The organism is Micromonospora sp. LH3U1 (assembly GCF_028475105.1).
Classification (GTDB): domain Bacteria; phylum Actinomycetota; class Actinomycetes; order Mycobacteriales; family Micromonosporaceae; genus Micromonospora.
Window position 1 is genome coordinate 4,831,036 of the sequence record NZ_CP116936.1, and the last position, 24,064, is coordinate 4,855,099.

At 67.8% G+C, this 24,064-nt stretch carries 13 protein-coding genes and 2 pseudogenes; 13 read left to right on the top strand and 2 right to left on the bottom strand.

Features of this window, described 5'->3' with window-relative positions:
* The first annotated feature begins 361 nt into the window (after nt 1-361).
* The 3 genes and pseudogenes from PCA76_RS22080 to PCA76_RS22090 form a co-directional block, all read left to right on the top strand.
* Nucleotides 362-5,482 carry a hypothetical protein gene (locus tag PCA76_RS22080; RefSeq protein ID WP_272612393.1) on the top strand — a complete coding sequence of 1,707 codons (5,121 nt, stop codon included), beginning with the start codon at nt 362-364 and terminating at the stop codon, nt 5,480-5,482.
* A gap of 187 nt (nt 5,483-5,669) precedes the next feature.
* Nucleotides 5,670-6,026, top strand: coding sequence for a DddA-like double-stranded DNA deaminase toxin (locus PCA76_RS22085; RefSeq protein WP_272612394.1), 357 nt, complete (start codon nt 5,670-5,672; stop codon nt 6,024-6,026).
* A gap of 48 nt (nt 6,027-6,074) precedes the next feature.
* Nucleotides 6,075-6,341: pseudogene (locus PCA76_RS22090) on the top strand (Imm1 family immunity protein); the annotation flags it as partial.
* A gap of 126 nt (nt 6,342-6,467) precedes the next feature.
* On the opposite strand, the gene PCA76_RS22095 reads toward PCA76_RS22090, so the two are convergent.
* On the bottom strand, nt 6,468-7,538 hold the full coding sequence (locus PCA76_RS22095; RefSeq protein ID WP_272612395.1) for a tyrosine-type recombinase/integrase: 1,071 nt from the start codon (nt 7,536-7,538) through the stop codon (nt 6,468-6,470).
* A complete protein-coding gene (locus PCA76_RS22100) occupies nt 7,528-7,830 on the bottom strand; it encodes a hypothetical protein (RefSeq protein WP_272612396.1) in 303 nt (100 codons plus the stop codon). The genes PCA76_RS22095 and PCA76_RS22100 overlap by 11 nt, the downstream gene beginning before the upstream one ends.
* A gap of 902 nt (nt 7,831-8,732) precedes the next feature.
* On the opposite strand from PCA76_RS22100, the gene PCA76_RS22105 reads away from it, so the two are divergent.
* From PCA76_RS22105 to PCA76_RS22145, 10 genes and pseudogenes are all read left to right on the top strand, one after another.
* The gene (locus PCA76_RS22105) at nt 8,733-10,280 is read left to right on the top strand and encodes a DUF2397 family protein (protein WP_272612397.1); all 1,548 of its coding nucleotides are present in this window, start codon (nt 8,733-8,735) and stop codon (nt 10,278-10,280) included.
* The gene (locus PCA76_RS22110) at nt 10,277-11,560 is read left to right on the top strand and encodes a DUF2398 family protein (RefSeq protein WP_272612398.1); all 1,284 of its coding nucleotides are present in this window, start codon (nt 10,277-10,279) and stop codon (nt 11,558-11,560) included. The genes PCA76_RS22105 and PCA76_RS22110 overlap by 4 nt, the downstream gene beginning before the upstream one ends.
* Entirely contained in the window at nt 11,557-16,560 is a 5,004-nt protein-coding gene (locus PCA76_RS22115) for an SbcC/MukB-like Walker B domain-containing protein (RefSeq protein ID WP_272612399.1), read from the top strand. The genes PCA76_RS22110 and PCA76_RS22115 overlap by 4 nt, the downstream gene beginning before the upstream one ends.
* Nucleotides 16,550-17,764 (top strand): TIGR02679 domain-containing protein, encoded by a 1,215-nt coding sequence (locus PCA76_RS22120; protein WP_272612400.1) that lies wholly within the window; start codon nt 16,550-16,552, stop codon nt 17,762-17,764. Before PCA76_RS22115 ends, PCA76_RS22120 begins: the two co-directional genes overlap by 11 nt.
* A gap of 163 nt (nt 17,765-17,927) precedes the next feature.
* A pseudogene (locus PCA76_RS32875) lies at nt 17,928-18,186 on the top strand (IS630 family transposase); the annotation flags it as partial.
* Between the two features lie 133 nt (nt 18,187-18,319).
* Nucleotides 18,320-18,952, top strand: a complete 633-nt coding sequence (gene darT, locus PCA76_RS22125) for a type II toxin-antitoxin system toxin DNA ADP-ribosyl transferase DarT (RefSeq protein ID WP_272612401.1) — start codon at nt 18,320-18,322, stop codon at nt 18,950-18,952.
* Between the two features lie 18 nt (nt 18,953-18,970).
* Nucleotides 18,971-20,032 carry a type II toxin-antitoxin system antitoxin DNA ADP-ribosyl glycohydrolase DarG gene (gene darG, locus PCA76_RS22130; protein WP_272612402.1) on the top strand — a complete coding sequence of 354 codons (1,062 nt, stop codon included), beginning with the start codon at nt 18,971-18,973 and terminating at the stop codon, nt 20,030-20,032.
* A gap of 779 nt (nt 20,033-20,811) precedes the next feature.
* Nucleotides 20,812-21,510 (top strand): hypothetical protein, encoded by a 699-nt coding sequence (locus tag PCA76_RS22135; RefSeq protein WP_272612403.1) that lies wholly within the window; start codon nt 20,812-20,814, stop codon nt 21,508-21,510.
* A 223-nt stretch (nt 21,511-21,733) separates the two neighbouring features.
* Nucleotides 21,734-22,861 (top strand): hypothetical protein, encoded by a 1,128-nt coding sequence (locus PCA76_RS22140; RefSeq protein ID WP_272612404.1) that lies wholly within the window; start codon nt 21,734-21,736, stop codon nt 22,859-22,861.
* A 114-nt stretch (nt 22,862-22,975) separates the two neighbouring features.
* Nucleotides 22,976-23,884: a hypothetical protein gene (locus PCA76_RS22145; RefSeq protein ID WP_272612405.1), complete on the top strand. Its 909-nt coding sequence runs from the start codon at nt 22,976-22,978 to the stop codon at nt 23,882-23,884.
* The last annotated feature ends 180 nt before the right edge of the window (nt 23,885-24,064 follow it).

Genomic DNA, 24,064 nt, shown 5'->3' on the forward strand with positions numbered 1-24,064 from the left:
CCGCGCGTCCGGAATCAGTTTTGGGCTGGGCCAGCCGGGGGCGGGCCAGGGCGTCGCGGGCAGCGCGTTCGGCGTATCGGATCAGACTTCGCCCCGCCGTAACGGGCCGGTCGCAGCGGTCGGTCCAGCTCGACGACCAGCTCACCGACGTCGGCCAGGTGCCGGGCTAGGCCGGCGCCATAGCCGCCGGAGCCCTCCAACGCCCACGCCCGCAACCCGAGTGTTGTCCGGCCAGGGCCACCAGCTCGGCGTAGCCGCCCGGATCAACGCCCACCGTGGCCCTGGCCACGACCCCGCCACTGAATTCCCCCCGCTTTCGCAGAGTGCGGCCGGGTGAGGTGTGGGCCGGTAGCCTCATGCGATGTCGAGCAGCGAGGCGTCGGGCGGGCGGTCGGTGGCGACGGCGTTCATCACGGGCGGTGGCGGCTTCGCTTTCGAAGACCATGTTGGTGCGTGGCTCGCCGCTGCTATGGCCGCTGGCGAGATGCCGCTGGGCGCCGGGGTAGCGGTCCCGGTGGAGGTGCGGTTCCAGGGCAGCGCGTCGGGCTTCTTCCTCGACGATATGGTCGTCACCGGTGACGCAGCCCGCAGGCCGCGGTGGTCGGCGTCGGTGAAGTCCTTCGACATGTTGACCGGAGCCAAGCTGCACACGGAGTTCGTGCAGGCCGCCTGGTGCGACATCCTCGCCGACAGGTTCCAGTCCGCTGCAGACCGGGTCGGCCTGGTGTCAGGGTCAGCGGCGCAGGGCACCTGGGTCGAGCTCGGGGAGTTGATCCAGGAGGCCGCCGCCGACCAGGCTGGCATCGCCTCGCGGATCGGCGTGCCTGGCGCGTTCAACGAGGCGAAGCGCTCGCTGTGGGGCTCGGCGAAGTGCCCGACCGAGCTCGCCGAGCAGCACGGGGTCAACGTGGATTCCTCTCCCGCCCGGCTGCTGGCCTTGCTTCTGCCTCTGCGTCTGGATTTCCTCACCCCTACCTCCCAGGCGATCGTGGACGCGATCCGGTGGTGCCGCGCCGCGCTCGTGCCGCAGCAGGCCGGGAGGGTCGTGGATCTGTGGACGGCGCTGCTCGAGATGGTCGCCGAAATGCGGCCCAGAGGCGGGGCAGTCACCTGGCAGCTTCTGGCTGAGCGGCTGGGCGGGCAGTTCGCGTTTCAGCTGCGCCCGGATGTCGCCCCCGACTGGAGCCTTCTCACCGCGCACACCGCCAGCATGACGGCCCGGGTCCGGGACCGGCTCGGCGACGACGTGGTCCTGGCCCGTGAGGACGTGACCGCCGTGCTCGCCAACGCCGGGGTGGTCAGCGTGCTGTCCGGGCCGTCGGGCTGCGGCAAGACCGTGGCCGCCAAGAGGTGGCTGGCCGCCCTGGGCACGCACCACGCGGTGTGGCTGTCGGCCGCGGACCTCGAGGCCGGCGTCGGCGCGCGTCTCAGGCTGACCTGGGGCCTGGAGGAGGTCCTGACACTTGCCCCCGGAGAGGTCCGCCTCGTCGTCGACGGCCTCGACCGGGTCTACACCGACGAGCCGTTCGCCGCGACGGCCGCCCTGGCACGCCTCGCCGCCGCCACCGGCGGCCGGATCCGATTGTTGATCACGTCGCAGCAAGCGGAGTTCCCCCGAGTGTCGGAGCACTTGGTGCAGGCCAACGGCCCGCAGGCCACCCCGCTCGTGATGGGTGACCTGTCTGACGCCGACGTCAATCTGGTGTTGCGCGGGCACCCAGACCTGGCCGCGGTGGTCGTCGCCGGCGGGCTCCGTGGCGTCCTTCGACGCCCGAAGGTCCTCGACCTGGTGCTGCGGATGCCCGGGGCTACGGTTGCCGCTATCCGTGACGAGCCGTCGATCGCTGGCTTGTGGTGGCAGCGGCTGGCCGGCGCAGGCCCGAACGGCGCCACCCACCAGACGATGCTGCGGCGGATCGCCGTCGAGCAGGCCGACCGCCTGCGGGCCCACACTCCCCTGGACGACCTCCCGGTCGACGCCGTCGGGCTCGTCGACCAACTGCGCGTCGACGGGATCCTCTCGGAGGTCGACGGCCGGGTCTCCTTCACTCACGACCTGTTCGACGACTGGACGCTGTTGCATTACCTGCGCTCCCGTGACGACGTCATCGGCGTGATCGCGGAGAAGGCGGCGCTGCCGTCGTGGCACCGAGCGATCCGCCTGTATGCCGCCGGCGTGCTCCGCGAGCACGGTGTCGACCGGTGGGAGGCCGACCGGTCTGCGCTGGACGCCGCCGACCAGCCGCTCGTGGCGGACTTATACCTCGACGCGGTGTTCTACGCCCACGACGCCGACCGGCTTCTGGGCGAGCTGTGGTCGCGCCTCGCCGCCGACAGCGCTCTGTTGGCACGGCTGCTGCGCAGGTTCAGGTTCTCCGCGACCGTGCCGGACTGCGGTTGGATCACCGTGCTCGCCGACACACCGGACGTGGCGGTGTACGCCGCCGCGCAGTCGCGGCTGCCGGTATGGCCGCTGTGGCTTCCGGTCCTGCGCGTCCTGGCGGCGGAGCATGAGACCGCGGTCGCCTCGGTCGCCCCGGAGGTCGCCGCGATCGCCGACCTGTGGCTGCGACACGCTCCCGACACGTGGCCGGCCCGCGATCAGGCTGCTGTGATCGGCCTGGCGGTCGGACGGCACATCGTCGCGCACATCGACGGCGGAGGCTTTTTCAACGACACAGTCGAGCCGGTGCTGTGGCGGTGCGTCATCGCCGCCGGCGCGGTCGAACCCGACGCCGTCGCCACCTTCCTCGACACGCTGCTGCCCCCTGTTGACAGCCAGCTCGAGCACAGCGGCCAGGTCGGGGGCCGCCAGCGTCGCGGCCAGACGAGACTCCGTGCAGCCTTGCTGGACGTCGACACCGTGATGCCGTTGCTGCCGGCGTCCGCGCAGCTGGCCCGGGACCTGGTGCTGCGAGCAGCCGTCGACTCCGACCATCACGGCCGCCAGTACTCGCACCACCGGCTGCGTGACGGCCTCGGCATCGCCAGCGCCCCGCGCTCCTTCGATCCGATCCCCGAGTGCGGGCCGTTCCGCGCGATGCTCGTCAACGCCGAACCGCAAGGCGTCGAAGTGGTGCTCGCCCTCGTCGAGCACTCGACCACCCATTGGAGACGCACCCGCAACACCCCGACGTCAGGCGGCCAGGAACCCACGCATGAGCGACCGGCATTCGAGCTGCTCATCGACGGCGCACCCGTCGCGCTGATCGGTGACGCCACCGTCCTGGCCTGGAGCCACGGTGGCCACCGGGTACCGGACATACTGGCGGCGGCGATGATGGCCCTGGAGGCCCACCTCTACAAAGCCCTCGACGCCGGCCGCGACATCACCACGCTCCTCGCCCAGCTCACCGGCAGCCGATCGGTCGCGACGTGGGGGCTGCTCGCCGACATCGCCCGCCACACTCCTGCACTGCTGGAAGGCCCGCTTGCGCCCCTGGTCACCAGCGCCGACCTGCTCGACGACGACCGGATGAGCGTGCAGATGCGCTCCTTCAGTGTGCTCCCGCTCGTCATGGATCCCACTCGAGCGCTGCGAGCCCGCAGTTGGCACACGATGGACCACCGCAAGACCCCGCTCCTGGACATGGTGCGCCTGGGCGCATTCGTCACCGGCCGGCTCACCGAGCAGCTCACTACCGCCCGAGAGCACTGGGCCGCGACAGACGCGCACCGGTGGCGGGTGATGCTCGCCGCGACCGACATCGCGAACTACCAGGCCGTCCGCGCCACAGACGGAAGGACTTACCTCGAGTACACCCCGCCGGCGGTCCTTGAGGAAGAAGCCCGCGAGATGCGGGACCACCTCGACCGCGATCGCGCCTGGATGGTGTTCGCCCACACCATGCGCCGCAACATCACCGACCATGTCCGCCCCAGCGACACCGAGCTCGAGGAGCATTGGGCCAGCGTCCAGCCTCAACTCGACGCTCTCGCCCCGGACGCTGAGTCGCCGAGCTCGATCAGCGCGGTGGATGACCTGCGATGCGGGTACGCGGCATGGCTGGTGCTGTGCGCCCGCGACTGGCTGCGGAACCACCCCGACCGTGAGACGTGGTGCAAGACCGTGCTGCTGCGCCCCCTCACCGACCCGGCCGCCACGTGGTCCCACGCATACCCCGACAGCCCCTCCGACGATGAATGGGACGTCTTCTGCGCCGAAGCGCTCACCGCCCTGTGGGCCGAGACCCCCGACGACGTCACCGTGCGCGCCGCCATCGCACGGCTGCTGCTCGTTGCGCGTCGCCTCACCCTCACCACCGTGATGCGACTCGCCGCCGCACACCCCCACCTCGCCGGCGACCTGCGCCGGCTCGAGCACCTGACGCTGCACCGGGCGCGGCTGTCGATGTGGGACCACGACATCGACCCACACTTCGAAGAAGTCGACGACTTCGACTTCGACACCGACATCGACCCGGAGGAAGCCGATGGACTCGATGTGAACCAGGAGGACGACGAGCCCGGTCATGGCCCGATCGACGACCTCCCGGAGCTGGCGGCGGCCGTCGAGGCCGCAGTCGACGCCTTCGCCAACGGCAGCCTGCCCGCCGAGGTTCCCCGGCTGGCGGACTGGATCGCCACTACCCTCGCGACCAGATTCCCCGACGCCCGTGACGACCGCTCCCGCATATTGCGCACCCTCGACCTCGGCTACCTCGTCGCCTCCCGCCCGCACTTCACAGCCCTTGCTGCTGCGGCGGATACGCTCACGCGAGCCCGGGCGGTCGAGTTCGCCGCCGACCTCGCGACGTTCCTCGCCTCCGGGCTGACCCCGGCCAGGACCGCCAATCGTTCCCCCCGCTACCCCAACGACGAGGAACGTGGCGCTCTCGAGCTACTCGCTGACATCACGATCAGCGCCAACGCCAGACAGGCCCGGACGATCTGGGAGCCGATCCTCACCCTCGGTGCCACCGCCTCCTCCTGGGTGGGCAACTACCTCAGCCAGGTCTGGAAAACCGCCTGTGCGAAGGACCCGTTGCCAGCAGACTTCCCCACCCTAGTCGCAGACATGCTCGACTTCGCCGCCACCACCGCCAGCAACTGGCAAGGCCACTCCGGCAGGGGCGTCTTGGCGCTCGCCGTCGCCGGCCTCGGTGAGTGGGGGCACTCGCCGGTCAGCGAGCAGCAGACAGCCGCCATCCGCGCAGCCGATCCGGCGTGGTCGACGTGGTTCGGCGCGCACATGGGCCAAGATGACTTCGCCTACGCGGCCGTCCGCTTCTTCCAGGAACCGGCCGCGGCAGCGTTCGTCCCCGACGCCGTCGGCTGGCTCGCCGCCCGCGAACGTTCCTCCGACCCCACCAATGAGCGGGTCGATACCGCAGTCACCGAGTTCCTGGTCACCATCTCCACTCGCACCCCGAACCCGCTGCGCGGCTCCGGCCCCACCGCAGACAACGGCCGGCAAGTCCTCGCCCGCCTCCACGGTCGAGGCAACGCCGTGGCCGGCCAGCTCCTCAGCAGCTTGACCTGACCGCATCCCACCACCGGCCAGCTACATTGACGTTTCTCCAGGCAACGGCGGTGGTGGCGGCGGAATCCGTCGACCACCCGCACCCGCTGACCCGCCGCAGGCGGTTCTTCGGGCGGCCGCGAGTCTGGCGCGTCGCAGCGAACCGCAGGACAAGACCAAGGCGTTTCTCCTCGCCGACGGGGCGATCGTGGGCGATCCCGACTTCTCGGCGGAGCCAGATGGTCGGTTGCGCAGCCGGCAGATCAGGGTGGGCAGGCTTCCCGCCGCGGGGGTGGGACTCAAGCCGCCGCTGGCTCAGGCCATCGTGATGGACCACGCCGAGGCGCAGGCCGCCGCCGAGCTGCGCCGTCCCGGCAGCCCATCAGAGGTCACGCTCGTGCTCAATCACACCCCCTGCGACGACCCGATCAGACCCCTGGTCTGCGAAAAGATCCTTGCCACGATCTTGCCGCAAGGAACACGCCTGACGGTGTTCCTCACCGACGGCGACCGCACGTGGCTCCATAAGCTGTACGTCGGAACAGGCGAAGGGATCCGGCGATGAGCATCGACATCACCTGGGGACGCGGCGACGGCGCCGCATCGGTCAGCACGGTTGCCTGTCATGCTCGACATCTGCGTCGGGCACGCTGAACGGTCGTTCGTCTATCACGTCGCCGTTGACGACAGCAGCGCTTGGGGATACCAGCCAGACCTTGAACCGGGCCCCACGTTCACCTTCGACTACGCCGGCACGCCCACCGACGCCTGGCCCGAACGTACCGGCGTCACCAACGCGACCGCCCGGCAAGCCGCACGACAGTTCCTCACCAACGACGGGCAACGACCCCAGGCGCTGGCCTGGGAGATTGTCGAATAGCTCGAGCGTGGACGGCTCACGAGGCAAGTGCCGCAGCCGGGGTAGGGCGCGGCTCGCAGGGGCCTCGCCGCGTGCGGTGACCCCGGAGCCGCCTCACCCGGAGCACCGCACGCGGCTCCCCATCCCTTACTCGGTTGTAGGTGAGACGGCGCAGTTCGTCTGCGACCACCGCTCGGCGTGATCTGTCAGACGGGCCAGCGGATGGGGTTGGCCGGTCATGGCCGACAGCGCGTTGGCCACGTCGTGCAGATCCGCCTTGATGTAGGTGGTGGTGGAGGATCCGGGGCTGTCGGTGTGTCCGGCGTAGGCGCGGGCGATGCCGTAGCCGAAGTGCCGTTCCACCCAGGTCAGGGTGGTGTGGCGTAGCCAGTGGGTCGAGATGCCGTGCACGGCTACCCAGGGCAGGCGCTCACCCAAACGTTTCCACAGGTGGTCGTAGCGGCGGCTGGTGATCGGTTGGCCGTTGCGGGCGCGCAGGAGCGGATCGGTCGGCAGGACCGCGCCGCGAGCGTGGGCGTGCTCTCTCAGGTGTCCGGCGAGTTCGAGGGTGATGGGCTGCCAGCGGACAGTGGGGCCTTTCTCGGTGAGGCGGACGAGTCCGTTGGTGGTATCGAGGTCGACCAGCCGTAGGGCCAGGGCGCCGCCGCGGCGGCACGCGGTCTCGGTGTGCAGGCGCAGGAGCAGCGCGTCGAGGATGACGTCGTTTCCGCTGGTGCGTGCCATCGCGTTGATCTCCTCCAACTCGTGTGCGGTCAGCGCGCGGCGGGTGCCGGGTAAGCGTCGGGGTTTCGCGACTCGGTGAGCGGGGCTGGCGGCGGCGTCGATCAGCCCGTCAGCGATGGCACGTCGGTAGAAGGCGCGGGCGGCGGCGATGAGGTGCTCACCGGCGTGCCGGCCGTTGCGGCTGTTGCGCCGCGACACGGCGCTGGCGGTCATCGCCTGTTTCAGGGCCTCGACGTCGCTGGCGGTGACGGTGTCCACGGGCCGCTCGGGCCACGCGGCGGCCATCCGTTCCCAGTAGGTGCCGTAGGTGCGGCGTGCTCCGGGCCCGGCAGCGGCAATAACACGGGGCAGGTATTCGGCGACCGTCGGCAGAACGGACGGCGTCGTGGGGTGCGATTGCAGATCGGTCATCGTGACGCCCAGGTGAGCCAGAACCTGTCGAGCGGCAGCGATGGCGGCGAGGTCAGCGGTCATTGTCGGCTCCCGCCAGGTGAGTGTGCAGGTCGGCGAGCAGGCGTACGACGGTGCTGACGGGATGTACGACGACCAGGTCGTGCGTGACGATGGCGGCGAGCAGCACGGGTTGGCCGGGCTCGATGCGGCACATGTGCCGGGCATTCGCCGGCAAGGGTAGGTCCCCTCGGCTGCCCACCTGGTGGAGGCCGTCGCTGGCCGAGCAGATGACGAGCATGCCGTGGCGCGGCTGAATGTCGAGGCGGTGGTGCGGGGGCCATGCCAGCGCGCGCAGGAGGTGCTGCGCGCTCACCCGGCCACAGCGTGCCGGAAGAGCCATCCACAGCAACAGGGGCGCGTCCGTGATCGCCGACGGACAGACTCGGGCAGGTAGAGCGGGCATCGGCATCGGGCTTGGACCCGGACGCGCGGGCAGGACAGCAGGTACGAGTGGACCGACGAGGTGTTCCTTCGGTCGGATAAGTTGTGTCATGACCGAACAATCACATTCAGGCAGTACATGCTGAGGCACGATCCGATCGGCCGCCTCCTACCGGACCTTCACCGCCGCCGCCGACTTCAAGATCACGCGCGATAGCAGACGAATCCTGTCGGCGTACGGCTGAACGGCCCATGTAAGGACGGATGAACAGGACTCGTTTCCTGTCCAGGACTCAAGCGCAGCCGATGTGCTTCGTTGCCGCGAGACGGTCTTGGCAACCCCGGCTACCGCACGCCACCCCCGCCCCTCGCCGCTGTGCGGCTGCGGTGCGGGTCGGGTCAGCGCGAGCTGGTCCCACCATGCCTTCGGTGGCATGTCCCGTCGCTGATGTGCGTCGAGGTCTCGATGATCACGAAAAGCGTGAGCGCGCAGGGCGGGCTGGGGACGTTCAGTACATGCCCGGGTCAGGTGAGGTGGGCTTAGCCGTCGATGACCGTGAGGCGGTGCGTGAGTCGGTAGCCGCGTCCTTGATAGCAAGGTCCCTGAGGGCAGGTGGACCCAACCTGTCGATAGTGAGTTCGGGTGACGTTCGATGAGGACGGCCCAGTAGTGGTGGTCCGGCTGTCGATTCCTGTGCCCATGGCTGCGTTTCGGGCCCTGAAGAACGTAATCTTGCGGCGTCGGTCACTGGTGCGTCTCGGAGAGTAGCGAGGAAGTGTTGGTGAGTGCCGCGACGATGGCGCGGTAGGTAACGGTCGTCCGGGAGGAACTGCGTGCCGAACCCGCCACGGCTGTGGTGGCAGGACATCGATCCGGTCGTGTGGCGATGCTTCGGCCAACCCGAGGACCTGGCGCGCGAGCGCAACACGGCAGTATTGGCAGCCCTGGAGGAGTTGGCGACGCGCGCCCCGATGTCGACGCCGGCCGACATCGCCGCGCAGATGCGCGACGTCGGCTTCCGCGACCAGGTGACCGAAGTCGAACTGCGGACGGTGCTCGACTACCTGACGAGCGCGCATCTCGTCGAGCCCTTCCGGGACTATGCGGCGCTCAACGCAGGTTTGGACGCGGTAGTCCGCCGGCAGGAGGCCTGGGCGCTGACCAAGATCGGCCGGGCCGTGGTGGCCGCGGTGCGCACGGCTGTCGTCGACTCGCGGCGGGCGTTGCAACTGCCGAGCCGTCTTCTCGACAGCGTCGAACGCACGGTCCGTGATCTGATCGAGCATCTCTCTTCCGACGCTGGGCTCCTGCCAACCGACCTGGATGACGTCCGGACGAGGCTGGACGAGATGCAGCGGGTCACCGCCGACTTCTACGCTGCGCTGGCGCAGATGGTGCAGTCCGATGTCACCGATGATCTGCTGTTCGGGGAGAACCGTGATCGTGTCATCGAGGCCCTGCGGCAGTTCCCGCGCGAGTATGGGCGAGCACTCCGCCGGGTCGAGGCGGCCCTGACCGACTTGGAGTCGGCCGGGCACCGGCCGCTGGTCGAGACCGCCGCCATGCACGCCGGCCTGCTTGACGCCCGGGATCAGCAGGACTGGATCGACGAGCGGGTGCGTCGGCTCTCTGACCTGGCCGCCTGGTTCGCCCCTATGGGTTCGGTGCAGCGACTGATCTCCTCGGCGGCCGGCGCCGTGCATACCCTCCTGGTGGCCATCGATCGACGCTACACAGCCCTGCGGCATGGCTCGGATCTGGCCGCCGACTTCCGGGAACTCGCGTACAGCTTGTACGCCCAGCCGGACGACGAGGCTGCCCGCCGGGTGTACGCGGCCGCGTTCGGCCAATGGCCTGCCGTGCATGCGGTCGTCGGGACGGCCGAAGAAGACGTCGCTCACGCCACCCTGGCAGCCGGTGGGACCAGCCGGCACCAGGTGGATGTGATCCTGCGCGAGCACGAACGCGTCGGTCGCTCCAGCGGCCGTCCCCGCAAGGTCCCGGACGCCGGTGCTGCCCGGGCTGCCGCTCTGGAGAAGGCCGCCGCCACTGCGGCGAATCGGCGGCGCTTCAGCGCGTTGCTGGCCACCGACGGAGAAGTGCCGCTGAGTTATTTCACCGGTCTGGAGACAGCGGCGTTGGTGATCCTGCTCGGCGCGATCGAAGTAGCGCGCAACATGATTGATGTCGCTACCGGATACGGCGAAGTCCATGCCGAGGGTGCCAGCGTGGTCGTCCGGGTCCGGTTGGGCCGCCCCGAGACCCATCTGCCGATCCGGTTCGCCGAAGGGACCCTGGTGGCGCCGGAGCTCTTGGTCACCGTGACCCCGACCGAAGCCGCCCAGGATCCGCAGGTCGTGATGACAGAGGGCGCTGCATGACCCAGCGGCTTCTCGACCCGGATCTCGCCGATGCGGCACGCCACCTGATCCTCACCTGCCGGATCTCTTCGGCCGATGATCCGGTTCGTTACCGGGCGGTGCTGCGCGGCCGGCGGGAGATCACCGACTTCTTCCGTACGGAATTAGGGTGGACCCTGCACATTCACGACGTCGGTGGGATGGTGCGTCTGCATAAGCGCCGTGACGATGTTCCCGGGGATCGCGGACCGCGGCTGCAGCGGCGCAGCGGACGAGGCGAGTTGGCTCCCGCTCAGGTGCTGGTGCTGGCCGCGCTGGTCTGTGAGCAGCTGTGGCGGCGTCCGCGGATCAGCCTGCGCGAGCTGTTGCAGTCGGTTGCTCAGGTGTGCGCCGCCGAGGCGGCCACGGGTCGGCTACCGGCTTTCCGGATCGTGGCGGCGGACGGGGTCAGCAAGCGTGAAGCACAGGCCGCACGGGCGAACATTGTGGATGCGATAAAGCTGCTGCAGGTGGACGGGGAGATCGGCGTCGACGCGGACCTCGACCGGGCGGTGACGGACGAGAACGCGGAGGTGTTCATCACCGCTGACCGCGACAGCCTCGCCAACAAGTTCGCCTCGTTGTCTCCGACGCTGTTGTCGTTGAGCGGCCGGGCCCCCAGTCAGCACGTCGCCACGCTGACAGCGGTCTCGCTTCCGGACGCCGAGCCGGACGCCGTCGCGCAACGGCAGGCCAGCGTGGAGGGGCGCCGGCTGACCGCGCTGCGGCGAGTGGCGGACGACCCTGCCGCTGACCCGGAGGACGACCCGAACCCGGTCGGCTACCTCGCTACCTCGACCGGTCGGGAACGCGCGTTGAACATCGCCGCCGCGCTGGGGCTGGTCGCCAGCGTGCGCCGCGACTGGTGGGAGATCACCGACCCGACGGGAACCGCCTCTGACTCCGACTTCCCGCAGGGCCGCAAGACAGAGCGGCAGGGTGCGCTAGCCCTGCTGTCGCACCTGCCGCACCACGACGCGTCCGAGGTAACCGCCGATGAGATCACGACATTGTTCGAAGAGATCCGTCGAGACATGCCACGGTGGGCGGCCGGCTACGCCGAACAACTGCCCGTCCTAGCTCGAGCCGCTGCCGCGGAGCTGGTCACCGCCGGCCTGCTCCGGGTCACCGGCGACGAAGACCGGTGGCAGATCACACCGGGCGTGCACCTGTGGCGCGTGCGGGCACGGCAAGGCCAGCCCGCTCGTCCAGGCCGACACCGCTCGGAAGCTGACTCGGACACGAGGGAGGGGCCGGCGTGACTCTCATCGCGCACCCGGGCCAACAGCCAACCGGAAGCCACGACACCGCCGGCCCGATGTCGGATTGGAACGACGGACCGATCGCCGCCGACAGATGGCAGCCAACCCGAGCCGGTGCGGTGAACTCGTGGGCATGGACCGACGAGACGCTCATGTTCGCCGACGGCTGGCTAGCGCTGGCCGGGCCAAACGGATCCGGTAAGTCCTTGACCGCCTCGATGCTGGTCACCGTACTGCTCGACGGCGAGGTGTCGCAGAAGGCGCTGTCGGTGTCTGGTGAGGCCGTCGGCACGCTGATCGACCGGCACACCGACCGCAACCCGAAGGAGGATCGCACCGGAGCGTGGTGGCTGGAGTACGGCTACCGCGATAGCAGCACCGGTGACGTTGGCTACCTGACGACCGGCCTGTGGCTGCGCTCGCAGAGCAGTGGCTTGCAAAAGGCGTTTTTCATCATGCCGGGCCGTGTCGGCACCGACCTCTTCCTCGCCCGACAGCGGGATCCGGTACCGATTGAAGGGCTCGCCGAGCAGGTTGCCGCCGCGAGCGGCCGACTGTTCACCTCAACGGACCGTCTCACCTCAAAGGTCCGGGACTATGTGAACCTTGCCGAGGAGAGCCAGTACCGCGACGCGATCCGCACGACGCTGTTCGCGCCGTTGGACTCGGTGCAGTTCGACGCTCTCGTCGGAGTGTTGCGCAGCCTGCGCAGCGTCCGCACCGCAGAGGCGATCTCCCCGAATCAGATGCGCGCGGTGCTGACCGAGGCGCTTCCGGCGCTGGATCCACGAGCGTTGCAGTTCATCGCCGACACCATGGAACGCATCGCCGACCTTGAGGCACAACTGAAGCAAGCCCGTGCCGAGATTCGGCAGCTGGAACAATCGGAGCAGCAGTACCAGCGCTACATCGACGCGATCATCGCCGAGGAGGCCGCCCGACTGGCGAATGCCCAGACGGTCTTCGACGACCACGCCCGTGAAGCGCGTACCGCCGAGCACCAGTTGGCGGAGGCGCAGGCACAGGCGGCGCGGGTGCAGGCCCGGCGCGAGGAACTGCGAGGCGAGATCGCTGGTGTCCGGGGCCGGCTGCAGGCCGCCGAGGATGCGCTGCGTGACCATGCCGGCGCCGAGCTTCCGCATCTCGAAGAACGCCTGACTGATCTACGCAAGCAGCAATCCGAACTGGAAGCAGCCGGCTTGGACTTGCAGGAAGAGTCGCAAGACGCCGCCCAGCAGGCGGTGGAGTCCGTGGATCAGTTCCGCAACAGTCAGCGCCATCTGACGGGGATCGGCTCGCGGCTACGCGCGACAGCCGCCGATGTCGGGGCGCACGCATTCGTCGATCGTCTCACCGAGGTCACCGAACAGGTCACGGCAGCCAACAGCCTCGACCAGGATCCACCCAAGGTTGACCTCGCCCAGATCGCCGAAACACCCCGCGGCTGGATCGAGACGCGCACGACAACCCTCAACGGCATCGACACGGTCCTGCACGAACACGACATGGCACAGATCGAGCAACGAACCGAGGCCGGGCATCTCCGCACCGCCGAAGAGGCCCAGGATCGTACCGCCGACCGTGCCGGCGATGCCCGCGCCGAACGTCGCGCCGCCGAACAGGACCTACTCGACGAATTGGAGCAGTGGGAGGGCCGCCGGGCCCAGCTTCCGCCCGTACCGGCGAACCTGACGACTGATGTCGAGGACCGAATCGACCCCGACCAGTTAGTTGCCTGGCTGCATGAGGCCGGGACCGCAACACGGGAACGGATCGCCCTGGCAGCCCGGGAACAGGACGTCGTGCACGGCACCCGCCTCGTACACGTTGCCGAGGGCGCGGCACACCGGGCCGCACAGGCTCGGGATAGGGCCGAACAAATCGCCGATCAGGCCCAACGTGACCTGGAGGACGCGCAGGCCCAAGCCGACATCGACCGTACGGCCGTCGACGAACAGGCCCGCCAAGCCCGAGCCGACCATGACGCCGACGTGGACGCTGCCCACGCCATCACCGCCACAGCTGAGCAAGCTCTGGCGAACGGCCGAGCGAACGCCACCCTGGCAGCAACCGAGTGGAGCCGCCAGGTGGCCGGGTGGCGCGCCACGCTCGTCCACCTCGACGGCCGTACGGTGAACCTGCCCGACGATCCGGATGCCATCGATCTGCGGCAGCCGTTCCTCGATCTGGAACGGGCCCACTCGGCGGCCGTCAGCGGTCTGCAACGCGCGATATCCGAGGCAGGGCGTGCCGTCGATGATGCGGGGCAACGAGTCACTGGGATCGAGGACGAGCTCGAAAAGGCCCGGCGACAGCTGCCCGTGCCGCAAGGGCCGCCGTGGCGGGCACCACGCGATCCGGGCCGTGGCGTGCCGTTGTGGGCCGCCGTTGCTTTCGCCGAACACATCAGCGCGGAGCAGGCCGATCGTATCGAAGGCGCCCTGCTGACCTCAGGCCTGCTCGACGCGCTGATCACCGGCGAGGGCCTAGTCGGCGACGGTGACCTGGTGCTCGCTGGCGACCGTCCCGTCGCCGGGCAGAGCCTCGCCGACATCCTCGTTGCGGAGAACGGCTCGGGCGCCGACCCGCGGCACGTCGAATGGCTGCTGCGGGCGGTCGCCATCGATCTGACCGGTAGTGACCTCAGCATCGGGCACTTGCGGACGGGCAACGTGATCGCGTCGGCTCCGTCAAACTACCGAGCCACGTTCATCGGCCGGGCCGCCCGCGAACGGGCGCGGCTCGCGCTCGTCGTCGACCTCGAACAGCGACTGGCCACCGCTCGCGAAGATTTCGATGCTGAGAAGCAACGCATTGAGCACCTTGAAGCCGCTGTCCGCGCGTCCCGCCGGGAGCGGGATGACTTCCCTCCCGCCGACGTGGTTGCCGTGGCACGTGAGCAGGTCAGCCAACTTCAGCTCGGCGTCGCGAAAGCTCAGCAGCAAACCACGCAGGCACTGGCCACCGCCGCAGCGCAGCTCACCGGCCTGCTCGCCGAGTTCGACGCTGCCCTTAACGCCATAGGCAGGACGGTGGAGACTGCCCGCCGGCGACGTGAAGAGGCGGCCGGCGCACTAGGACGATCTCGGCAATCCGAGTCCGACGCCGGCGACGCCCTGGCCACCGCGCGGGAGGAGCTGGCGGAAGCCACCGAGCGGCGGGACGAGGCCCGAACGGCTCAGCAAGTGTGCGCCGCCGAGGAACAGCGATTCCCCGACGTGGAGCAGCTGCGCCGCACCACCCGTGATGAGGACGCTGCCGAACGGGACGAGGCCGCTGCCCGCGCCTCGGTCGACGAGCACCGCCACCGGCACCAGCAAGCCAGCGACCGTGTGCGCACGGCGCTGCGCGCACTGCATACCGCCGCGACGCTGCCCGACGGCGCCATCCTGCCAACCGACCGAGAAGTGCTACGACGGCACCGGGACCTGGTCGCTACCCTGCTGCAGCAGATCGGGGCCTGGCAGAGCGCCGGGCAGCGAACCCTCGACTTGCTCGCAACAGCCCAGCGCGAGCAGCGGACAGCGGACCGGGTCGCCGGCCGGTTCCAGAAAGCGGTCGCCGCCGCGGACCAGATCCGGCTCACCGCCGAGGAACTGGACGCCCGGATGGAGCAGACCCGAGCGCTGTACGGGGCGGAATACGCCGAGCTACGCCAGACGAAAGACCGGCTCGCCGAAGACCTGACCGACAAACTGGCCGAGGTCGAGCGACGCGAGGCCGAATTCCGCACGCACGACAACGCTGCGGTCGCCGCCACCACCACGCTCGACAAGATCGCGCCGCGTCGTCGAGAGGCCGACCAGCACCGCACCGACTGCTTCGATCGAATGTGCCTGCTGATCACCCACGGCTTCGCGGAAGTGCCGGAAACCCTGCCGCGTGACAGCGACAACCGGCCGGCCAACCTGACCGCCGCACTCACCTGGTCGCGTCAACTGCTCGCCGGCAAACCCACCACCAGCGCCCGGCTGGACACCCTGAGGATCGCTCGGGAACGGGTGCAGAAGCAGCTCGAGAGCACGATGCGGTCCGTCAACCAGGCCCTCGCGGAGTTCGATCAGCAGCTCGACAGCACCACCCTTGAGGGCACCGAGTGGCGGCGCATCACGCTCGCCGCACCCAACGCCGCCGTCGGCGAGGATCTGCGGCAAGCCGCCGAGACACTCCGCGCCACAGCCGAAGGCCTCGAACGAGATCTGCGCCAGGACGTTAAAGCGACTCTCAAGACGTCGATGTTCACCCAGCTGCGGCGTGACATCCAGACCCGCCGCGAGGCGGCAAGGGAACTTGTCCGACAGATCCGGGCCACCCTCGAGAACGTCCGGACCGGAGTGGCCCGCGTCGGCGTCCAGGTCGACTGGAAGGTCCGCGACGACGGCAACTCCCAGCAAATGGTCGCCCTGCTCAAAGCGCCGCCCTCCGACGAGGTCTTCGACCAGATGTACGAGATCCTGCGGGAACGGATGGAGGACGCCGGCGAGGAAACCTGGGCCGACCGGGTCGCCCACACCTTCGACTACCGCTCCTGGCACCACTGGGAGATCAGCGTCACGCACAGCAGTTTCGGCGCCGACCAGTTCAAGCCGGTAAACGCCCGATCCAACCCGCTCAAAGGCCTGTCCACCGGCGAATCCCGACTCGCCACGATGCTCCCGCTGCTGGCCGCGGCCTGGTCAATGTACTCCGGCGACACCTACCGGGGGCCTCGCCTGCTGTCCATCGACGAGATCGACGCCGCCTTCGACGACCGCAACCTGCGCCAGATCCTCACCCTGCTGCGAACCTGGGATTTCGACGTCCTCGCGACCACCCCCACGATCGCCCCGCTGATCAAACGCGAAGCTCAGCACGTCGTCGTCCACGAAGTCATCACTGACGGCCGGCACCGCGTGACAGTCCCGTGGTTGTGGAAGGGCAGCGGGGAACCAACGCCCCTACCCCTCGCCGCACCTGCCGCAGACACGACCCCCCGCCGGACACTGAACGATGCCGGCTGACCTCACCTACCTGGCGGAAGACGTCGACCTGCATCCTCTGTGGCGCGCCGTCCACGGACGTCTCTGCGCCGGCACCCGCCCCGAGGCGATCAACACGGTTCGGGTCCTGGCACTGAGCACAGCCGGTATCGCTCAACTGCGGACCTGGCTCGACACCTCCACACGCCGACGCCGCGGCACATCCGCCGTCACCGTGTCCGGCGATACCACCACGGTCCCGCTGCGAGAACTCCTCGCCGCGCTCGACATCGACCGCGAAACGCTCATCGCACTGGTAGAAAAAGCAGTGGGGGAACCGGTCATCGACCGTAGCGCCGCTACACTGGCCGCGGCGGACCGTCGTGCGCAGCTGTGGCAGTACGCGACCGAGGAGCTTCCCGACCTGCCGCAGCTCGTCGCCCGGATGCGGGTCACCGGCGTCGGCGAGGACGATACCGAGATCCGGCACAGCATCGCAGCGCTCTCCGCAGCCCTGCGACGCATTCCAGCCCGGCCACCGGTACCTCTGGCGAAGCTCGCCCACGACATCACCGGCGACCCACACTACTTCGACCTGACCACCCTCAACGGCATCCGCCTCGTGGCCGCAATCGCCGAACGCGCCGGCCAAACCGAGCCGAATCGACCGGATCTTGTACGCGCGCTGCTGGCCACCGTCGGTGTGATCGCCGACCGGCTCTCCGCGACGGTCCTGCTCTTCAACGTCGAGGCTGTCGGCGACGGACCGATCGACCGGCGACTGCGCGATTCACCGGCACCTGTGGCGCTCACATTGCTCGACCTCGTACAACATCCGCCTGTTCTCGCGTCGCAAACCCTGACAGTCGTGGAGAACCCGTCGGTCATGGAGATCGCCTTCACTGCCGAGGTGCAGCAACCGATCGCCTGCACCAGTGGTCAGTTACGTGCGATCGATCATGTGCTATTTCAACTCGCTGTCGCGCACGGCGTGCGCCTGCGCTATGCCGGCGACATCGACACTGCGGGCAGACAGATCGCGGCGGTCGTCGCAACGACCTATGGCGCCGAACTGGTTGCGATGGACGACGACACCGCCTCCGAAGCGCGACATCACCCGCCGGCTACACCTTGGCCGAGGCTGCGCGAGGGTGAGCCGCCCCACACGCTCACTGCCGCGACGGCAGCGGTGTACCAAGAGCACGACGTCCTTCTCGCGCGAATCCTCGGTGCTCACCGGCTCTGAACCCGCATGGCCCGGCGTCCCGGATCGGCAGTATCGTGCCGCCCTCGCTGTCAGCCTTCGCATAGCGGCTCAGACGGAGCCGCCGCCTACCCGCCAGATTCCGTGATCCCTGGACAAAGATCCGTGCACGGGCCGCCTCGGAACCAGGCCGAGTTCGCGCTTCACCCCGGCCTACGCCTCCTGGGCCGACCCCGTCGAGGCCCAGTTCGGGCCACTACGCAGCTTAGTCATCGCCGGCTCGAACCACCCGAAACCACGCGTGCTGACACCTGAAACTGCTGGCCTACCTGCGCCGGCGCAACGCCAACGCCCACCAGGCCCGACGTCCTGGCCGCCCAACGCCGCGAACATGCGCGCAGCCGCAGCCGCAGCCGCAAGGACCGACAACGACGCTAGGCCAACCCGCCACACGCGCAGCCTGATCCCAACACCGCTAACGTTCGTGGTCACGGCACTAGCGGACACCGACGTGACATGCTGACCCCATGGGGGGACGGGCGATCCTGACTGGACCGCCTTCGATGCGCCTTGAAGGCAACAGAGACTGGAGGTCACTTGGCCGCACCACCTGCCCCGATCAACGTCTACCACTTCACCCACCTCCGCAATCTCCCAGGAATTTTCCAGGATGGGCTGCGGTCGGATGCCAGTTGTCGACGGGAAGGACTTACACAAGTTCAAGTAGGCTCGGCGGGCATCAGGGAACGGCGACTGCAACTACCTGTCGGCAACGTCGGCCCGGGCGGCTGTGTCGGTGACTACGTGCCGTGGTACTTCGGCCCACGCAGCCCCATGATGTTTACGCTCAGTCGGAACAACTACGAATTCCAAGAGGGATTCGACGAAGTCGTTTACCTCGTCTCGAACGTTCCGAGGCTCATTGCACTGGGCGGTCAGTGGGTGGCCTCAGACCGGAACGCGGCGCTGAAGTTGGCGGAGTTCACCGACGATGAGCATGAACTCTCAAGCCACATCAGCTGGGAGGTCATCGAAGCCAGGTACTGGCCGGATTTTGCGGACGGGGCCGACCTCCGAGCCGCAGAATTTCTCGTTCATGAATGGGTCCCGTGGGAAGCCGTAGAAGTCGTTGTGACTAAGACTAGCAAGACTCGCGCAGCGGTCGAAGAACTGATCGACGGGCTGCATCATTCCCCGCCGATCATCGTCAATCGTGACTGGTACTTCTAGGACATGGAGAAGGATCCAATGATCTCTGTCGCGAATGGGAACCTACTCGACGCTCCAGTCGAAGCCTTGGTGAATACAGTGAACACTATTGGCGTCATGGGTAAGGGTATCGCACTGCAGTTCAAACGCGCCTACCCGGCCATGTTCAAGGACTACGCGTCTGCAGCAAAGCGTGGAGATGTAGCTATTGGTCGCATGCATGTTTGGCACACTGGCCAACTGGATGGCCCGAGGATTCTCATAAACTTTCCAACTAAGCGGCACTGGCGCGCAGGCTCCAAACTCGCCGACATCGAGGCGGGATTAGACGATCTGGTCGCGGTGATCAAGCAGGAGCAGATTCGATCGATAGCTGTCCCTCCGCTTGGCTGTGGCCATGGAGGCTTGGATTGGGCAGAGGTGGAGCCTCTAATCCGTGCCAAGCTTGGACCACTCCGTGACGTAGACGTTCGGATCTACCCGCCGGCAGGCGCACCGATGGCCGCCGATATGCACACTGCAGGTCCGAAACCACGCATGACGGCAGGGCGGGCAGCGCTGATCGAGATCATCCGACGGTATTCGTTTATGGCATTAGAAGGTGCTACACCCATCGCAGTGCAGAAACTAATGTATTTCTTGCAGGCCGCTGGAGAAGATCTAGGACTTCGCTATGAGCGGAACTTCTACGGTCCCTACGCGGACAACCTACGAGCCGTCCTGAGAGACGTTGAGGGGCACTACCTTGAGGGGTTCGGTGACGGCAGCCAACGCATCGAAGTCAGCGAGCCCTTCCGGTTACTACCGGGCGCCAAGGAGGCGGCATGGGAGATCCTTGACGAGAGGGGCGCAACGCTCGAACGCATCGATCGAGTTATGGATTTGACGAGCGGTTTTGAGTCAAGCAACTCCCTGGAACTTTTAGCAACGGTGCACTGGGTGGCAGCACAGCCCGGGGCTTCCGGCCGAACGGATGACGACATCACTTCGGCGGTACGTCGATGGAGCAAACGCAAAGCCCGCCTGTTCACGTCAGGCCAGGTTCACAAAGCGCTGGACGTCATGCGAGATAAGGATTGGCTCGCCCCACCGCCCGCCTAGTGCTGTGACCACGAACGTTCACGGTGTTGGGTGACACGTCATCCGGCCTGTCGACTGGGCGGCGTCGCGGCGGTCAGGCGGTGGCGGTGGCGGACTTGCACGGGCTCGGCGGCTGAGTGACCAGTAAGGTCTGCAGCTGCTCAAGATCACCCGCTGGGGAACTGGCTCCCCGATCCGACTGCGACGGGCGATGGTAGAGCAATTCATCGTCGAGACGGCCAACACCCCGCCCCGAGAAGCTAGGGCGAGCGCTCACCCGCTGAAGTATCCGCAAGCTCGCCGACCACCTGCGCCTTCACTCCACCCGACGGGAACGAGTCCACCGATCCTGATCGGGAGACAGAACTCGCCCGGATCCAGTACGTGAGCAGCTACTTCCCGCAGCGGTTGTTCGCGTTCGACGAGTTCGGGCCCCTGGTGATCCACCCGCAGGCCGGTACCGGTGAGCGCCCGCCGGGCACCCGCCCCGGCTACCCGCGAACTACCACAAGCTGCACGGAGTCCGGCAGCTGCACGGCTGCTACTGCGTGGGCCACGACCACCTCTGAGGGGCCGTGCGGCGCTTTTTACTGCTTCCTCGGTCCGCGCTACTTGTACTGGCCCGGCACCCGACCAGCAATGGATCGGGCATTTCATCCACGCCCTCGATCCCGACAAACGGCCGTAGCGCGATCGCATCAGCGTCGACAGCCCCACCCGGAGCCCGCTGTTGTTTGGCAGGATGCCTCCGTTACCGGTACGTCAGTCCGATACACCTCGTGACGTGAGGGGACGCTGTCATGCCTGAAGGGCTACACGGACCGAACGCCATCACGGCCGGAACGTCGCAGCTTCTCCTCGCCGTGGTCAGTGGAGGTGACGCTGTTCACCTCGTACGCCGTAACAACCCGCCTGAAGCAGGCCGCAGTGCCCTGTCCGACGCCCACTTCTACCAGGCGGACAGCGACTGGGAACTGGTCAAGCGACGATATGACCTCGCCGCGCTTGAGGAGCCGGTCTGGGCGCAGACGACGATGTGCGGTCGGGCCTGGTTGGTGATGGCCGGCGGTGATGGCGGACCCGTCAGCCGGTACCGGGAGCCGGCGTTTGCGCCAACGTGTCGACGGTGTCTGGCGTTGATGGACCGTCTGTTCCCGGCTCCTGCCGTCGATGAGCGGGTGCCGGTTGTGGCGCAGCTGGTCGTCGATCTGGTGCGGCAGCACGGGTACGCAGAGGTGCGGCGGGTGCCCGGCGACCAGCTGTCTGCACTGCGCAAAGCCATTCGATTGCTGATCAAGCAGCAGACAGGCCAGCCGTGTCGGACCTTCGTCCACAACGACCTGCTGATGGTGGTGTGCGAGTCACTCGGCGACCGCGAGGCTGAACAGCAGGCTGCCATCGAAGCAGTCGAAGCAGTGCTCCTGGGGCGAGAACAACTGCCCGCAGTCCGGCCGGTACCGGAATGGGTGGTCGCGTGGACCGCGTGGAAGCAAGGGTGAGGCACTCGCTGCGCACCTTCTTCTCGCCCTGGTGCCTGTGCCCGCCGTGCCCATGTTCCTCATCGTGAGCACCGAGACACGAAGGATGGTGACCGATATTGGCGTTGGTCTTCAGCCCTTATGAGTCAGGCGAGCCGCCGTCTAGATGGGTTGCCGTCCCGCAGGCGACGCGCCGCAAAATTTGGCTTGGTCGGCAGAGCGATCGGCCACTAGGGTCGCGGCGATGATGGGCAGGCTGTTCGAAGATCCGCGTACCACTCGAGAGCGTGGAATTAGCCCGACGGAGCCGACGGTGAATTGGTTCTTGGAGTGCACCCGGTCGCAGGCCGCACACGGGCGGCGCATCATCAACGAGCTGTACTCGCGCTTTCCGGACCGTGATGGACGGCTGCACGCCGAGCTGCGGGCGCCGGACGACACACGGCTGTACAGTGCGCTCGACGAGCTGCTCGTGCACGACCTGCTGTCTCGCCGGTACCAGGTGAGCTACGAGGAGGGCACCGATACACGTCCCGACTTTCGCCTCTACGCGGCCGACGGCTCGTACGTGGGGGCGGTGGAGGTTCTGACGCTGACGCTGCGCGAGGACTGGACCGCGGAACAGCGCCGCCATGCCGTGCTGGTCGATGACCTGAACGCTCGGCTGACACTGACCACCCACTCAATCATGGTGGAGATCCGCCGGTGGGACCGCGCACCCCGGATGCGCCCGCTCGTCGCCTGGATCGACAAGACGATCGCCCAGCTGCGCGACAATCCGGGCGCGTTGCCAGTCGAAAATGGTGTGCCCGGGACGATGTACCGCAGCGCAGCCGTCGACATCGACGTCCGTTTCCTTGCGCTGCCTGCCGGCTACCGCATCAGCGCCGACGACGACATCGTGGTCAATGGCGCGGCAATCGGCGGTGCTGTCGATTCCGCAGCCAGGCTACGGCAGCGGCTTGAGGACAAGGCCGTGAAGTACGAGCTACGCGACAAGCCGTTCGCGATCGTGGTTGGCATCCGTGACACCATGTGCGACATCCGGGAGGTTCACGAGGCCTTGACCGGCACGTCAGCAATCCAGATCTCGAGTGGGGCCATGATCCGCAGGGGCGACGGGTTCTTCGGCACCGGCCGGGACCGCACCACCGGCAAGCACCAGCGGGTCTCGGCCGTCTTCTCGGTGCACGAGTGGTTCCCCGGTGGCCCTTACCGGCCGCGAATCACCCGGTTCGACAACCCCCTGGCGTCGTACGTCTTCCCCTCAGACACGATGCCCTACGGCGGCCGCTGGGGCGTCACCGAGCAGACCCAGCAACACATACGCGCCGACTGGCTGACGCCGGCACAGGCGATGCTGCCCGCCTGAGTCCTCCACGGTCCTTGACGATTTCGCCATGCCGCGTCTGTCGCGACAGTGCGTCGATCTGCTTAGGGTGTGGCGCTGTCGACACCTGGTCCTTATCCGACGGAGGCATTTGGGATGACCGCCCCTGATCCCACTCACATGGTCAAGTACTGCCGCGACGTGCTGCCCAGCATGCTGATCGAAGCATGCGACGTGGACGAGGATCTGGCCCACCGTATCGGCGACGACGTGTTGCAGCGGGCTGAGGCGCTGGCAGCTCTGCCGCAGCGTGAGCAGGACGTGTTGATCGCGCCGTTCGTCGAGGAGGTGTTCGACCACGAGCCGCTGGCGTCACCGCTGGATCTGAGGGCCAAGGTCACCCTCGTGGTGCGGAACAGCCTGCTTGAGCAGGCACACCACGACGGCCAACTTGGCAGCGGGATCATCGCGGCGACGGAGTACGCGGCCGGCCCGCTGTCGCATCTGCTGGCCGCGCGCCGCCGCCAGCCCATCGCGGCTCAGGATCCGAGCCCTTTCGCCGGGCTGGCGGGGCGCTATCCGCGTGCGTGGGCGTGTCTGGACGCTCTGACCGACACCTTCGCCGCAGGTGGCCGCGGTCCACTGCGCCTACCTTCGGCACCTACGCCCAGCCTGCCTTCCGGCCATGAGGTAGTCACGGCACCACGGTCCGACGACGGCACGATGACCGTGTTCAGCGCGATCGACCCGCGCTTCGACCAGGGCCTGGTGGATCTGCTCGGGAAGGCAGCCGAAGGCGATTTCGTACTGTGCACGTCGGCGCTCAGCCGGTACTCGCGCAACAGCGAGAAACTGCACCGCATCCTCGAATTCCTTCTCGCGCACAGGGCCACAATCCTGACCACCAACTATTTGATCCGCCACACCGACGTCTGGGTCCGCCGCGGCGCGCTGGTCAAACCAGACAGCCGCAAGCCCTTCGCCGGCGTGCTCGACACCCAGGGACTGGCCGGCACTCACCGGAAGATAGCCGAGAGCGTCGCCGTGCAGCGGGGCCTGCGCTGACTCCACCAGGCGGTTGCGCGTCGGCTTCAACACCTCATTGATCAGCTTCGGATGCCGACGTTTCGGAGTTAATCGAAGGGGTTGCAGCTAACCGCTAAGGCCTGCAAGAGCGGTGGCAACGACCCGGCCCGGGAGCATCGTCGTCATGCGTCACTGACCTCGGCTTCGGCGGTGGCGGTC

Excerpts from the sequence above, each read along its gene's own strand:
- PCA76_RS22080 (WP_272612393.1), top strand. The coding sequence starts at position 362 with ATGTCGAGCAGCGAGGCGTCGGGCGGGCGGTCGGTGGCGACGGCGTTC.
- PCA76_RS22095 (WP_272612395.1), bottom strand. The coding sequence starts at position 7,538 with ATGACCGCTGACCTCGCCGCCATCGCTGCCGCTCGACAGGTTCTGGCT.
- PCA76_RS22110 (WP_272612398.1), top strand. The coding sequence starts at position 10,277 with ATGACCCAGCGGCTTCTCGACCCGGATCTCGCCGATGCGGCACGCCAC.
- PCA76_RS22120 (WP_272612400.1), top strand. The coding sequence starts at position 16,550 with ATGCCGGCTGACCTCACCTACCTGGCGGAAGACGTCGACCTGCATCCT.
- darG (WP_272612402.1), top strand. The coding sequence starts at position 18,971 with ATGATCTCTGTCGCGAATGGGAACCTACTCGACGCTCCAGTCGAAGCC.
- PCA76_RS22135 (WP_272612403.1), top strand. The coding sequence starts at position 20,812 with ATGCCTGAAGGGCTACACGGACCGAACGCCATCACGGCCGGAACGTCG.
- PCA76_RS22140 (WP_272612404.1), top strand. The coding sequence starts at position 21,734 with ATGATGGGCAGGCTGTTCGAAGATCCGCGTACCACTCGAGAGCGTGGA.
- PCA76_RS22145 (WP_272612405.1), top strand. The coding sequence starts at position 22,976 with ATGACCGCCCCTGATCCCACTCACATGGTCAAGTACTGCCGCGACGTG.